Consider the following 15071-nt stretch of genomic DNA (forward strand, 5'->3'; position numbering starts at 1 on the left):
GCAAATTGCGCAGATTACGCGAATTATCGCAATTTATTTATTGTTGAAATTCAATTAAATAAGAAAAGATATAGTAGTTTATTTGCGTAAATTTGTGTAATTAGCGTAATTAGCGTTCTTTTGAGACAGTTCCTACACGATGCTTAACGAATACCTGTATGCTTAAAAACCTGATTGTATTTCTATTTCTCGCCTCGGCAGTATGCGCTCAAAATGTAGAACAGACCTACCGGAACCCGGTTATAGCGGGAGATTTTCCCGACCCCTCGGTTATCAGGGTGGGCTACGATTATTATGCCGCAGGCACCTCCTCCGATTATGTTCCGGCCTATCCCTTATACCATTCCACCGATTTGGTCAATTGGACCTTCATCGGACATGTTTTCGATGAACTGCCCTCCTGGGTGGCAGGCTCGTGTTGGGCGCCCGAATTGTTCTACAACAACGGCACGTATTATGTTTATTACACGGCCAAACGAAAAGGCGATAATGTGTCCTGCATCGGCGTAGCTTCAACAAAAGACATGAAGGCAGGCTTTCAAGACCACGGAATTATTATTGAGTGGGGCAAAGAAGCGATTGACGCTTTTGTGTTTAAGGATGACGACGGCAAATGCTACATCAGTTGGAAAGCCTACGGACTGGACGACAGTCGCCCGATAGAAATTCTGGCTTCGGAACTAAGCAAAGATGGCTTGTCGCTGGTTGGCGAGCATTTTAGTCTCACCCGCCACGATAAAGGCTGGAAAGGCGAAGGTGATGAGGGTCAAAGCATCGTAAAACACAAGGACTATTATTACCTGCTCTATTCCGTTGGGGGCTGCTGCGACAACAGGTGCAACTACCGCGTGCGCGTTGCCCGTTCGCGCGACCTGAAAAGCGGCGACTGGGAACAATACCCCAGGCCCATACTCGAAGGCGGCGGATTATGGAAATGCTCGGGTCATGGAACGCCGGTTCAAACGCCGGACGGACGGTATTTTTACCTCTACCATGCCTACAACGCCTACGACTTTGAATTTGTAGGGCGGCAAGGATTATTGGACGAACTGCGCTGGGACGAGCAACTCGGCTGGCCCTATTTTCGTTATGGGAAAAACCCTTCGGCTCAGGCGGAGATGCCGTATAAAGGAGCTGTTCAAAAAAACTCGAATATCCTCCCATTTCTTCCACTTATTGGTAAACAAAGTACACTACAATGGGACGTGAAATTGGGGCGCCCCAATTTATCTTTCGATGCTTCGAAGACTACGCTTACACCGGAAAAAGGGAAAGAACTTGCATTTGTTGGTACACGCCCCCAAAATGGAAGTTATACAGTTTCGGTTGCGGTATTCCGCGATCAAAATAACTTTACAGGGTTGTGCATCTACGGAAATAAGGATAATTATATATCTTTTGGCATCGAAAAAGATATACTGATAATATACCGTGTGAAACAAGCCGAAAAAACAATTTTATTCCAGCAACAGGCTAACAACTGCCCAATAATAAACTTGCGGGCAGAAGCAAAAGCCGGGCGTTTGTTCCGTTTTCTTTGGACAACCGATTACAAGACATGGAACAGTTGTTTGGACGAAAATGTAGATGTTTCGTTTATTCCGCAATGGGGTGGAACAATCCATGTTGGTATGATGGTTAGCGGTGGTTCGGCAGAATATAAGTTCGTTAACGTATTTAAACATGAATAACAACAAAATAATAACAAAATATTACAACCATGAAAAAAATGAATTTAATAAAAGCATTCGCATCAATATGCCTGGTGTTATCCGTATCGGCTGTTGAGGCAAAGATTAAGTTACCCAGCATTTTGGGCGATAATATGGTTTTACAGCAACAAACAGTTGTAAAACTTTGGGGAGAAGCAAAGCCCAATGCGGCAGTAACCATCATCCCATCGTGGAACAAAAAAGTATATTCGGCAAAATCCGACAGCGATGGCAAATGGCTGGCTTTGATACCAACCACTGCGGCAGGTGGCCCGTACACAATAAGTTTCAGCGATGGCGAAAAATTGCAGTTGACTAATATATTGATTGGCGAAGTTTGGTTTTGCTCGGGACAATCGAACATGGAAATGCCTGTAAAAGGTTTCGACCGCCAACCGGTGCAAGGTTCGATAGATGTGATAGCGAAAGCCAATCCGAAGACCCCCATCCGCATGTTTACAACCGATTCGGAGGATGGCAAATGGGTTCGTCAATTCGACAAAAAGCCACAAGCCGATTGCAAAGGCCGCTGGATGATCAATTCGCCCGAGAATGTGGCCAATACAAGCGCGGCAGGCTATCATTTTGCCCGTTACATACAGGAAGCCTTGGATGTGCCCGTAGGTTTGGTTATTTCCACCTGGGGCGGTTCAAAGGTTGAGGCATGGATGAGCAGGGAATCAATAGAACCATTCAAGGAAGTCGATCTGTCGATATTGGATAATGCCGAAGAAGTGAAAAATCCGACTGCAACACCTTGTGTATTGTATAATGCCAAAATTGCCCCGCTAACCAATTTTGCCATCAAGGGATTTTTGTGGTATCAGGGCGAAAGCAACCGGACAAGCCCCGAATTGTATGAAGGTTTGACGCCTGCTTTTGTAAAAGACCTGCGCTCGAGGTGGAATGTGGGTGAATTTCCGTTCTATTTTGTGCAGATTGCGCCTTACAATTACGATGGAGCTGATAAAACTTCCGGCGCCCGGTTCCGCGAAGCACAGGAGCAAAACATGAAAGATATTCCCAATTCGGGCATGGTAACAACGCAGGATGTGGGCGACCTTGGCGGTATTCATCCCGTTAATAAAGAAGCGGTGGGGAAAAGGCTGGCTTATTGGGCATTGGGGAATACCTATGGCATTAAAGGCTTCGACTATGCACCTCCTACTTACAAGTCGATGGAAAAAGCGGAAGGCAAAATATACATCAACTTCGATAATGCACAAAGAGGTATTAATCCGATGTGGACAGACCTGAAGGGCTTCGAAATAGCTGGAGACGATAAAGTATTCCACCCGGCAAAAGCCGAAATTGAAACCAAAACAGCTCGCTTGGCTGTCTCCAGCCCCGATGTTCCGAATCCGGTGGCAGCGAGGTATGCCTACAAAAATTATGCTGAGGCAAGTATATTTGGCGCAAGCGGTATTCCGGTAGCGCCCTTCCGCACGGATAAATGGTAATTTGTAATAATAAGAAAATGAAGACATTAAAGTATATACTATTGGCCTGCACATCGGTTTTCATCCTGCAAACGGCGAATGCGCAAGGCGTAAAATATCAGCGTGATCTTTCTCCCGCAGAAGGCTTGATAACCCCGCAGGAGAAACCATACAGGGAAGAAATTTGCTTAAACGGTTATTGGGAATTGCAACCGGTTGCTCTGCCTGCGGGCTGGAAACAGGGAACAGGTGTTCCGCCCGAACTGACCAAGCCGGTGGCCGGAAAATGGGATCCTACACGCATTAAAATACCTTCGGCTATCAACGTAAACGACTGGGGTAGGGGATTGAAGGTGGGAGAAGGCACCAATTCGCCTTACGCTCCCAGCACCGTCTATTTTCCGAGTTATCCCGAGCATTGGTCAAACACGCGGATGGCCTGGTTGAGAAAGAATATCTCAATTCCAACTTCGTGGACAGGAAAACGCTTGATTGTTCATTTTGAGGCAGTAGCAGGCGAATGTGTGGTTTACCTGAACGGAAAAGAGGCCGGTAAGAATTTCGACAGCCACTTGCCCTTTGAAGTGGATATTACCGATTATGTAGCGGCAACAGGCACGAACGAATTGCTGCTGGGCGTCCGCCACAGCAAACTGTTTGATAAAAGCCACCCCGAATATACCAAATTTGGCGCTACCTATCCGCATGGTTCAAATACCGACGACCTGATAGGTATCTGGCAGGATGTGTTTCTTTTTGCGGTTCCCGAAATCAGGGTGGGGACGGTTTTTGTTAAATCCTGGCTCGATAAGGATGAACTGGAACTGGAAGTACAGGTAATCAACCAGTCGAATAAGAAGCGGAAAGTTTCGTTGAACGGCGACATAAAAGAATGGATTAACAAAGCCAACCAAAAGAACGAGCTTTTGGCCGCCGAAATAAGTTGGGAATTGGGCAACACGGCATTAACTGTTTCGTCTGAGGCAATTGACCTTCAGGCAGGTGAAACAAAAACCGTAACAATCAGGACAAAAGTGAATGGCAGCCTGAAAAAATGGTCGCCGGATGCCCCTGATTTATATACCTTGCTGCTGAATGTAAAAGAGAAAAAGAATGTTTACGATTGTCAGGCAACCCGTTTTGGCTGGAGGCAATTTACGATAAGCGGTAGCGATTTTCTGCTGAACGGCGAAAAGATTCAATGCTTCGGCGACATACAGCATCCTTTCAGCGCGTATATCTGTTCGCGCCGGTTTGCCTGGGCCTGGTATAGAATGATTAAGGATTTTGGCGGAAATGCCGTACGTCCTCATGCACAACCCTGGCCACGTGTATATTACGACCTGGCCGACGAAATGGGACTGATGGTATTGGACGAAACCGCCTTATTCGGTAGCTCAATTCGCCTGAATCTGGAAGAAGATATTACCTGGCAACGTACCTACGAGCATCTTGGCCGCTTGATTCAACGCGACCGGAATCACCCATCGGTAGTTGGCTGGAGCGCAGGAAACGAAATGTTTGCCATTGCTTTGTTGAATAAACCATCGAAAGAAGTAGCCGCCAAGTGGGACGATAAATTGGCAGAACTGGCGCTCAGCATCAAAAAACTCGACCCCACACGCGCTTTCATTACCTTGGACGGAGACCGCGACATGGATGGCCGGCTGCCGGTATGGAGCAAGCATTTCGGACATGGATTGAGAACCGGCGACCTGCCGCAAGGCCTGAATAAACCGCTGATTGTAGGTGAATCGGGCGCCACGTATTACGGAAAGCCTATTCAGTTGTACCCATTTGCGGGCGACAAGGCTTTTGAATCGTATTACGGGCGCAGCGAGGCTTTGGCCATAGATGCCTATCAGAATGCGGTGGAAATGGCAAAACCTTATCTGGCCTATTATTCGCCCTCGGAAGTATGTTGGTTTGGCATCGAGCACATGAATCTGGGTTATCACGATTATTCCCGCTTACCGAACCTGAGGGATGGAATTTTTGCCGGTAAACCTTACGAAGAAGGAAAACCCGGTTATCAATACGAACGGATACCGCCATATGTAACCACCTTCAACCCCGGATTAGACCCCAACTTGCCTTTATACAAACCGCTTCCCATGTTTGAGGCTTTAAAGGCTGCCTTGTCGAAGTCAACCCCACAGCCTTGTGCCTGGGATAAGTTCACCGAGATTTTACCTCCTGCGAAACCCGGACTTCCGGCTGAAAAATACCAGAAATCGTATTTTATAGGAAAGGACGACAGCCAATTGAAAGAACACCTGATAAAAACAGGCGTACAATTTGTGTCGGGCAAAGAAACCTCGAATCTGATAATTATAGATGCAGCCAGCATTAAAACCGTTGATATTCTGAATGCGAAGAAGACGATTGACAGGATAAAGAAAGATGGCGGGCTGATTCTGGTGATGCTTCACGACAAAGCGATTAGTCCGGCTGTCAACGACTTCCTGCCCGAAAAAATGGAGATTACGGCTCGGGAGGCCACGGCTATGGAGTATGGCAAGGATACGGCCTGGAAAAAATACTTCGGTTTGCCCGATTTGTATTTTGCCGAAATGGAAGGCGACCGTAAGATTCAGAAAGTAGGATTGGCTGGGGAGTTTGTCAAACAAGGCAGCGTTATCTTTACGGCCTCCCGCACCGATTGGTCGTTGTTCAACAGCAATCCCGAAAACCGTAAATGCGCCCAAGTGGTACTTTACGAACACCTGATAAAACCCGAAGGAGCAGCATTGGTATCGCATCCCTTGGAAAAAGGCGAAATTGTGCTTTCGGCCATTGATTACACCTTGGATACGAAGGAAACGGCGGCTTTCTGGAAGAATTTTTATCCGGTATTGGGCATTGGCCTGTACGATTCCGATAATGGTAAGGCTTCGAATAAAAAGACAGAGCACGATTTGCTGCTGGATGGGCCGGTAGATTAAAATACCTCAGTAATGATGACGAAGAATTTAATATCATTTTACACTAATTGTATTTATTCAATATCTCAGGCCTAATAAAAAAATATAAGAAAATTGGGCGAAGAAATATTTCTTTTTATCTTTGTGAAGAATAACTAAAGGTAAAAGGAGTATAAAATGGATAAGAATAGCCTTAAAGTCAAAACTTTGGAGGAAGCGTTTAATTCGTTTGTAGATATAATAAATACATACGCTTCTCAACATGATTTGCCGGAAGATGATAGAAAGCAGTTATTGAGGATGGTTACAGATGCTTATTGTGATAAAAAAATAGAGTATTTTTTGGAAGATAGATTGAACAAATTTGGTTCTTTTCTGAATTTCTCTTTAGATTTTGCTTTAAAGAGCGATAATAGTAAAGATCGTATTAAAGTCAATAGAATAGGTTATATAAAGCATCTACAGCAGTTAATTACTAATGAATAAAGTACCGATACAGTCCAATAAAAACAAGAATGAATTGATGAATGATTCCGTGTTAGATGAAAACGATTCAGATGGAACCGAGGTTGTTCAGCATATTGAAGAATTTCCAGATATTTTGAAGAAGAAAACTAAGATGGCTTTGGAGCAAATGGAAATGATGGTGATGCAGCAAACTCCAAGAGGAGGGTTGGATATGTCAGTGTTTACGGATGAACAGAAAAGCAAGGTTTTAGACTTAATGCATAAAAATGAGGAAAATTCGTTTAATTATGCGAAAGAGAAATTGAGAGTTACAGAAAAGCTAAATGAAAAGGTGTTAGATACATCTATTGTTAATCAAAAAACATTGAGATATTTTTTATTGGGTGGTGGATTGGCTTTATTTGCTTTGATGGTTCTTGTATTATTCCTCAGAGACCAATATTTTGTGCCATTTTTGAGTTTCGTGACAGGTATGATTGGTGGTGTTGGTTTGAAAAGCGCTTTTAGTCAATTAGTAAAGAAACCTGATATTATAAATACTAATGAAGATGAATGACGTAGTTATTGAGTAGCTTTTTAAGTATTTATTATTTAGTTGATTGTGTTTTTACAATGTCCAATCAGAACAATCCATGAAAACTCAACGAATTGCATTTTCAATTTTATTTATACTTGTTTCTTCTTGTCTGTTGGCTCAGGAATGGAAACCGGTTGAGGGGAAAATGATGACTCCTTTTGGCAAAAAGCTAACAGCAGACAAGGTATGGCAAGAATATCCGCGTCCGCAGATGGTTCGCAGCGAATGGGTGAATCTGAACGGCCTGTGGGATTATGCCATCCGTCCGGTAGAAAACAAAACCGTTTCGGCTTACGATGGGAAGATTCTCGTGCCGTTCTGTGCCGAGTCGGCGCTGTCGGGAGTGGCTAAGGACGTGAAAAAAGAGAATAACCTGTGGTATCGCCGGAACTTCCAAGTGCCGGCAAATTGGAGCGGCAAACAAACGCTGCTTCACTTTGGCGCGGTAGATTATCAAACGGTTGTTTGGATTAACGGGAAGAAAGCAGGTGAGCACACCGGCGGTAATGTTCCGTTCAGCTTCGATATTACGCCTTTCCTGAAAAAGAAAGGCGAACAGGAGATTATCGTCTCGGTATGGGATCCAACGGATGAGGGCTATCAGCCACGCGGTAAGCAGGTGAACAAGCCCAGTGGCATATGGTACACGCCCGTAACGGGTATCTGGCAAACCGTATGGCTCGAGCCGGTCGAAAAAACAGCGATACAGTCTTTCTATCCTGTCTCGAATATTGATAACGGGACAATTACCTTCAATGTGGATGTGGCCAATTCCAAGGCAGGCGACTTGCTGAAAATAAAAGTGAAGGACGGAGACCAGCTTGTTGCCGAAGTAGAAGGCAAAGCCGGTCAGTCGGTAGTTGCCGGAATAAAAAATGCACAACTTTGGTCGCCGGACGCTCCTTTTTTGTACGACTTGGAAATCAGCCTTTTGCGGGGGAACAAGGAGTTGGATAAAATAACCAGCTATTGCGCCATGCGAAAGGTTTCCATTGGCAAAAACAGTAACGGACAAACAGCTATTCTATTGAATAACGAAGCCCTGTTTCAATACGGAACGTTAGACCAGGGCTGGTGGCCGGACGGATTGCTCACCCCGCCTTCGGAAGAAGCAATGAAATATGATTTGCTGATGCTGAAGAAAATGGGTTTCAACATGTTGCGCAAACACATCAAAGTAGAGCCCGCCCGCTTGTATTACGACTGCGACAAGCTGGGATTGCTGGTTTGGCAAGACATGCCCTCGGGCTTTAAAACCAGCGAAGAACGCGAAAACAACCGGATGCCACGAGACGAAAAAGACTGGGACAAGCCCAAAGATGCCGCAAAACTTTTTGAGGCCGAACTCAAGGCGATGATTGATAACTTGCGCTTTTTTCCGTCCATCGTTATGTGGGTCAACTTCAACGAGGGATGGGGACAGTACGATACCGAACGTATTTTCAACTGGGTAAAAGCTTACGACCCATCGCGTTTGGTGAACGCCGTTAGCGGCTGGACAGACCGCAATGTGGGCGATGTGTATGACATGCACCAGTACCCGGGGCCGTGTGCCGAACCCTATCAACGCTTTCCGGGGAGAGCAGTTGTGCTGGGCGAGTTTGGCGGTTTGGGGTGGCCGATAGAAAATCACCTGTGGTTTACCAACCGGAAAAGCGGCGGATACGAAACTTTTCACGACGGTATTAAATTGTACGACCGGTACATTCAACTGGTTCAGAACCTGAAAGCGGCTCGCTATACGGGTATTGCGGCGGCGGTTTACACGCAAACCACCGATGTGGAAGGCGAGGTAAACGGAATGCTGACCTACGACCGTGAGTTGTGCAAAATAGACCCGCAGGTATTGCGAACACTTCATGCCGATTTATATACTCCGCTTCCTGTCATTCAGGTATTTAACGATGATAGCCGCTTGCAGACCAACAGCATTTTGGTACGCAACGAAGCGCCCTCGTTCACCAAAGCCGATAAATGGGAAACAAAGCAGGGCATGGTGGACATGAGAAAAGGCGATGAAAAGTGGTTCAAAAAAGAATTTAACATTGATAAAAAAGCCAATGGTTACTACCTTTCCCTGTCGTCTAACGGCGAAGTAGAAGTATTTGTCAACGGACAACGGGTCGAATCGCGCTATATTGATTCGTGGCGGCACTACGAAAGTATCAACCTAAGCCAATACCTCGACTACTTCCGCAAAGGACAGAACGATATTATTGTGCACATAAAATGCACGCGAGCCGGAAAACCAGCCGACTTTGGCGTGTATGGGTATTAGATGCAAAGTTGCCGCGAATATGTCTGAACCGTTGATTGTAGCTGATTTTATTGATTAACCTGATTACATTGTAGAGACGTGGCGTGCCACGTCCGCATTCCGCGTCCGCATTTCCCGTAGGGGCGTATGGCATACGCCCGTTGCCGCGAACGGGCGTTTTGAAAATGGTAATTTTGATAACTGTAAGGTAAAGGCTGAAAGCGCATTTGGCGCAAGTTTGTAACTTGTGCCTGAATATCAAGTACAAGTAGCAAACTTGCGCCAAAGGGGGGAACATAATATTGGTAGAAAACTCATTCTTACCTAATTTCCTTTAACAAAACAACCTCAGTAGCAGGCAGATAGAGAAAAATATAGACCTAATTACCTCATTCATTTACACCAAATTTTAGCAACATACAAACATGTGAACAATGAGGTAATGTGGTTACACTATTCGTTGTAATGTATTGCTACTGAGGTTGTTTTGTTAAATGAAATTAGGTAAGAATGAGGTTCTAAAAACGGCTCATGCTTATGAGACTTGAATAAACAAACAAACGGGAACCCAAAAATTGGCTCCCGTTTGGCTTAAGAATATGGTGTAATTCTTTATTTCACTTTAGAAACAATCGCTTTGAAAGCTTCGGGGTGATTTACCGCTAAATCGGCAAGGACTTTGCGGTTGATTTCTATTCCGTTTTTGTGCAAAGCGCCCATCAAACGAGAGTAAGACAATCCTTCGAGGCGAGCTGCTGCATTGATACGTTGTATCCAAAGCGCGCGGAAGTTGCGTTTTTTGGCGCGACGGTCGCGGAATGCATAAGTTAAGCCTTTTTCCCAGGTGTTTTTGGCTATTGTCCAAACATTTTTCCGGGCTCCGTAATAACCTCTTGTTAGTTTTAATACTTTTTTTCTGCGGTTGCGTGATGCAACATGATTGACTGATCTTGGCATAATTGTAAATTGTTTTGAATGTTAGCGGTTCTTTTCTGCGGAACTCTTTGTTGCATACATCCGGTTAATAAATCTAAATGAAAACTGTAATCTAAAAAGCTAAATGAGAATGGATTACTTTAATGCTAATAATCTCTTCACATTCTTCACGTCCACCTTGTCCACTGTTGTAAAGTGAGTCAGGTTTCTTTTTTGCTTTTTAGTTTTCTTAGTCAGGATATGACTTTTAAAAGCATGTTTTCTCTTGATTTTTCCTGATCCGGTAAGGGCAAACCTCTTTTTGGCACCGGAATTAGTCTTAATTTTTGGCATTTTTTTACTTTTAAATAATTGAAATTTATATTAAAACAATCGTTTGCTTTTCTGCAAACGGTTTATTCTTGTTCCTGTTTTTGCTCCGAATCTGCCGCCGTCGGTTGGGCATCTTCTTTCTTCTCCAGTTTTATTTTTTCTTTGGGTTTGACAACCGCTGCTGCTGCTTTTACGGGAGCTTTTTTGGGCGAAAGCATGATAATCATCTTTTTACCTTCCAATGTAGGCAATTGATCTACTTTTGCATAATCTTCCAATTCGGTTGCAAAACGCAGAAGAAGCACTTCTCCCTGTTCTTTGAAAAGAATCGAACGGCCTTTGAAAAACACATAAGCTTTCACTTTAGCGCCTTCTTCAAGGAAACTTTTCGCATGTTTAAGTTTGAAGTTAAAATCATGGTCATCGGTTTGAGGTCCGAAACGGATCTCTTTTACGACAACTTTCACGGTTTTAGCTTTCTGCTCTTTTTGTTTCTTCTTTTGCTGGTAAAGGAACTTTTGATAGTCCGCAACCCGGCACACCGGTGGTTCGGCATTGGGTGAAATCTCAATAAGATCAAGCCCCAGGTCGTCGGCTATCTGAAGAGCTTTACTTAATGGGTAAACTCCCTGTTCGACATTGTCTCCTGTAAGGCGCACTTCACGGGCATGAATATTTTCATTGATTTTGTGAAGCTCTTCTTTTTTAGTGTTAAACCTGCTGTTTCTCATTCAAAAATGCTTGTTCTTCCTATTTTGTTTTTAAGCTATATCGTTTATTGTTAATTAAATACATGAATCAACGCTGCCATGCGTTCATCATTTTATCATTTTCCTCCAACAACTGAGCGGCAAAGTTAATAAATTTCATTGAACCTTTATCACCTTCGCCCTGTTTTCTTACCGAAACTTCTTCTGTTTCTGCTTCTTTCTCTCCAACAACGAGTAAATACGGGATGCGTTTCAATTCATTATCGCGTATTTTCCGGCCTATTTTTTCGTTGCGGTCGTCCACTTGCGCCCGAATATCCAGTTGTTTGAAGTAGCTTGCCACCCTTTCGGCATAGTCGTTAAATTTTTCGCTGATAGGCAATATCACTACCTGATCGGGGGTGAGCCAAAGCGGAAATTTGCCGGCGGTATGTTCAATCAGCACGGCAATAAAGCGTTCCATTGAGCCAAATGGCGCGCGGTGAATCATTACCGGACGGTGCTTTTGGTTATCGGCTCCGGTGTATTCAAGTTCAAACCGTTCGGGCAGGTTGTAATCCACCTGTATGGTACCCAATTGCCAACGGCGACCGATGGCGTCTTTCACCATAAAGTCGAGTTTGGGGCCGTAGAAAGCGGCTTCGCCATATTCTACTTTTGCCGGTAAGCCTTTTTCTTCACATGCTTCTATGATGGAGCGTTCGGCTTTTTCCCAGTTTTCGTCGCTGCCGATGTATTTTTCCCGGTTGTTGGGGTCGCGCAACGATATTTGGGCTTCAAAATTCTCGAAATCAAGGGCTTTGAATATGATGAAAATAATATCCATTACTTTCAGGAACTCCGTTTTCAGTTGGTCGGGAGTACAGAAAATATGGGCGTCGTCTTGGGTAAATCCACGAACACGTGTCAATCCGTGCAATTCGCCGCTCTGTTCGTAACGATAAACGGTGCCAAATTCCGCCAAACGAAGCGGCAGGTCTTTGTACGAACGCGGAGCCACCTTGTATATCTCGCAGTGGTGAGGGCAATTCATTGGTTTCAACAAAAATTCTTCGCCTTCTTCCGGTGTGTGTATCGGTTGAAACGAATCTTTTCCGTACTTGGCATAATGCCCCGAAATAACGTAGAGTTGCTTGTTGCCGATATGCGGAGTCATCACCTGCTGGTAATCGAATTTTCGCTGTATTTTTTTCAGAAAATCTTCCAATCGCAGGCGGAGCTGGGTTCCTCTGGGCAACCACAAGGGGAGCCCCTGTCCCACGTTTTGCGAAAACGCGAACAATTCGAGTTCTTTGCCTATCTTCCGGTGGTCGCGCTTCTTCGCTTCTTCCAGCAAGACAAGGTATTCGTCCAACAACTTCTTTTTTGGGAAGGTGATTCCGTACAGGCGGGTTAATTGCTTCCGCTTTTCGTCTCCACGCCAATAAGCGCCGGCAGCGCTCAATATTTTTACCGCTTTGATGTAGGACGTATTGGGCAAGTGCGGGCCACGACACAAATCGGTGAAACTGCCTTGCGTGTAGGTGGTGATGGTTCCATCGGCTAATTCGCTGATTAGCTCGGCTTTGTATTCCTCGTTCCGGTCGGTAAACAATTTCACCGCATCGGTTTTGCTGATGTTCTGACGAACAATGTCTTCTTTTTGGGCGACAAACTCCATCATCTTGGCCTCAATAGCCGGAAAATCGGAATCTTTTACGGGCGTATCGCCAAAATCAATGTCGTAGTAAAAACCGTTTTCGATGGCCGGGCCAATACCGAATCTGGCCTGTGGATAAAGCGCCTGAACGGCTTCGGCCATGAGGTGAGCCGATGAATGCCAGTAAGCATGTTTGGCATCGTCATCCTCCCATTTAAGCAGGTTGACGGTCGAATCTTCGTTAATCGGGCGAGTCAGATCCCATACTTCGCCGTTTACTTTTGCCGCCAAAACATCCTGCGCCAAGCGCGGGCTAATGCTTTCGGCTATTTGAATAGAAGTGGTTCCTTGGGCAAACTCCCTGACCGAACCATCCGGAAATGTGATTTTAATCATTACAAATTCATTTAAGACTTTACAACTAGTCTGTTTGAACCTGCAAAATTAATCCAATTTACCCATTTTACAACATTTTTGGGGAATAAAATAAGGGCAAAGTTTCAGGTTCAAAGTTCAAGGTTTCAGGTTTGAAACCCACTCGTACAAAACCTTGAACTTGAAACTTTGAACTTTAACCCTTTGAACCCTATTTCCCCACATAATAATCAAAATCCCCATTCCGTTTCGACAGTTTATTGAGGGCTATGTAGCGTTGGGCGTCGATGCTGTGGTTGAATTTGTCGGAGGGGATGTTTGAGGGATTGCCAAATTCGTCGGTCAGCCAGCGGTAGTTGCGGTATTCTGAAATGATGTTTACGCTTCGGGCGGTGATGTGCTTTTTGTAGCGGTTGAGAACCGACAGGCCAAGAAGAATGCTGTCGCGACCTTTCACCGCCGGTTCTATCTGCCAGCCAAAGGAGCGTATTTCGCGAATGGATTTCGGTTCGGCGCTATCGGCAATAACCGGTACGGAACGTTCTACTCCCGATTTTTCGAGGTGGCGTGCGATGGCGATATTGTCGCAGCCCCGTTCGTAAAGCAGCTCGTCAATCCACAGCTCGCCATCCGACAAGCGCACATCCACTATCGAAGTCGGGTCGTTGGTGAACCCGAAATCAATGCCTATCCACCTGCTTTTGTAGTTGGACGGCAGGCTCTCCACCATGTCCCAGTTCTGCATAATCAATCCGGCCTTTGACCCGGTTTCTCCCAACCCGTACACCTGCCACCAATCGGCATCGTGCTTGTTCGATTCTATTTCCTGCACTTGCGCCGGGGTCAGGTATTCGTTATCAAGGTAGGTGGAACGGATGAGGATTGATTCGGGGCGGGGGAGGACTTTCTCGTCCACCCAAAACTCAAAGCAGGGATTGTAATCGAGGAAAATCGTTTCTGTTGTGCGGATGGCCAGCTGGCGATAGGTTTCGTAACCGATATTTATGCACTCATTAATATAGAGTATATCGCGGGCAGGTCCATGTACTTTCCCGGGTTGGTCGGCAGAGAAAAATTCGATGTAGGACTTGTTTACCTTGTAAATTTTGTCGGTGGCATTCCAATGCTTGGCGTTCCATTTTTTTTCGTGATTAAGCATGTTCTCAAAATCGCGCATACAGCCTTTCTTCAGGTGTGGCATCGACTCCGAGACCACCGATATAAGCCGTTGCTCGTCAGATAATTCGGCGATTATATACAGCAGTTGCAGGATGCTCCATGTTTTTGACGAGCGCGTAGAACCCTTATTCACAATAATGCGGTGTTTTTGGTTATAGGCCAACAAATTCCGTCCAAATACAGATGTTACTTTCACAAACGTTTCTTTATGATATAGATAAACTAAAAGTTCAAAGTTCAAGGTTCAAAGTTGCAAATTAACCCAGGGCAGAAATTTTTTTAGAACTACTGTTACGGATGAGATTCCTCCCTTTGGTCGGAATGACTCGCCTATTGGTGGTTTAAGGGATGAGGAAGTGGCGGCAAAGCCGCCATTTCCTCATCCCCTCTCCCAAAAAGGAGACCGTCATTTCGAAGCGTAGCGAGAAATCTCCTGCTCATATCAGCAACTTTACCGAAAGGCATAAGCAGTAAATTTTTTAAGGTTTGCCCTAACCATTAATCATTATTTTTCTATCTTTACCGGCTGAAACTAATCTAAAT

General features: G+C 44.9%; 12 protein-coding genes. 7 read left to right on the plus strand and 5 right to left on the minus strand.

From position 1 onward, the window contains the following. The first annotated feature begins 158 nt into the window (after positions 1-158). The 6 genes from ACYPWY_RS01045 to ACYPWY_RS01070 all read left to right on the plus strand — a co-directional run bounded on the left by ACYPWY_RS01045 (position 159) and on the right by ACYPWY_RS01070 (position 9398). Positions 159-1691, plus strand: coding sequence for a family 43 glycosylhydrolase (locus ACYPWY_RS01045; RefSeq protein WP_459683460.1), 1533 nt, complete (start codon positions 159-161; stop codon positions 1689-1691). A 38-nt stretch (positions 1692-1729) separates the two neighbouring features. Beyond that, complete coding sequence (locus ACYPWY_RS01050) at positions 1730-3172, plus strand: sialate O-acetylesterase (RefSeq protein ID WP_459683612.1); 1443 nt, start codon at positions 1730-1732, stop codon at positions 3170-3172. Positions 3173-3189: 17 nt separating this feature from the next. Further along, entirely contained in the window at positions 3190-6096 is a 2907-nt protein-coding gene (locus ACYPWY_RS01055; RefSeq protein ID WP_459683462.1) for a glycoside hydrolase family 2 protein, read from the plus strand. Positions 6097-6252: 156 nt separating this feature from the next. Further along, positions 6253-6561 (plus strand): hypothetical protein, encoded by a 309-nt coding sequence (locus ACYPWY_RS01060; RefSeq protein WP_459683463.1) that lies wholly within the window; start codon positions 6253-6255, stop codon positions 6559-6561. Beyond that, positions 6554-7099, plus strand: a complete 546-nt coding sequence (locus ACYPWY_RS01065; protein ID WP_459683465.1) for a hypothetical protein — start codon at positions 6554-6556, stop codon at positions 7097-7099. The genes ACYPWY_RS01060 and ACYPWY_RS01065 overlap by 8 nt, the downstream gene beginning before the upstream one ends. Before the next feature lie 76 nt (positions 7100-7175). Next, positions 7176-9398, plus strand: coding sequence for a glycoside hydrolase family 2 protein (locus tag ACYPWY_RS01070; protein ID WP_459683466.1), 2223 nt, complete (start codon positions 7176-7178; stop codon positions 9396-9398). A gap of 591 nt (positions 9399-9989) precedes the next feature. On the opposite strand, the gene rplT is transcribed toward ACYPWY_RS01070, so the two are convergent. From rplT to ACYPWY_RS01095, 5 genes are all read right to left on the minus strand, one after another. Then, positions 9990-10334 (minus strand): 50S ribosomal protein L20, encoded by a 345-nt coding sequence (gene rplT, locus ACYPWY_RS01075; protein ID WP_459683467.1) that lies wholly within the window; start codon positions 10332-10334, stop codon positions 9990-9992. Positions 10335-10448: 114 nt separating this feature from the next. Next, positions 10449-10646, minus strand: a complete 198-nt coding sequence (gene rpmI / locus ACYPWY_RS01080; RefSeq protein WP_459683468.1) for a 50S ribosomal protein L35 — start codon at positions 10644-10646, stop codon at positions 10449-10451. 62 nt (positions 10647-10708) lie between these two features. Then, positions 10709-11356, minus strand: coding sequence for a translation initiation factor IF-3 (gene infC / locus ACYPWY_RS01085; RefSeq protein WP_459683469.1), 648 nt, complete (start codon positions 11354-11356; stop codon positions 10709-10711). A 67-nt stretch (positions 11357-11423) separates the two neighbouring features. After that, positions 11424-13370, minus strand: coding sequence for a threonine--tRNA ligase (gene thrS, locus ACYPWY_RS01090; protein ID WP_459683470.1), 1947 nt, complete (start codon positions 13368-13370; stop codon positions 11424-11426). Between the two features lie 190 nt (positions 13371-13560). Further along, positions 13561-14724, minus strand: a complete 1164-nt coding sequence (locus ACYPWY_RS01095) for a PBSX family phage terminase large subunit (RefSeq protein WP_459683471.1) — start codon at positions 14722-14724, stop codon at positions 13561-13563. 152 nt (positions 14725-14876) lie between these two features. Here ACYPWY_RS01095 and ACYPWY_RS01100 point away from each other — a divergent pair, with 152 nt between their 5' ends. Next, positions 14877-15002, plus strand: coding sequence for a hypothetical protein (locus ACYPWY_RS01100; protein WP_459683473.1), 126 nt, complete (start codon positions 14877-14879; stop codon positions 15000-15002). Positions 15003-15071 lie beyond the last annotated feature (69 nt).

This window comes from Viscerimonas tarda, assembly GCF_054601255.1.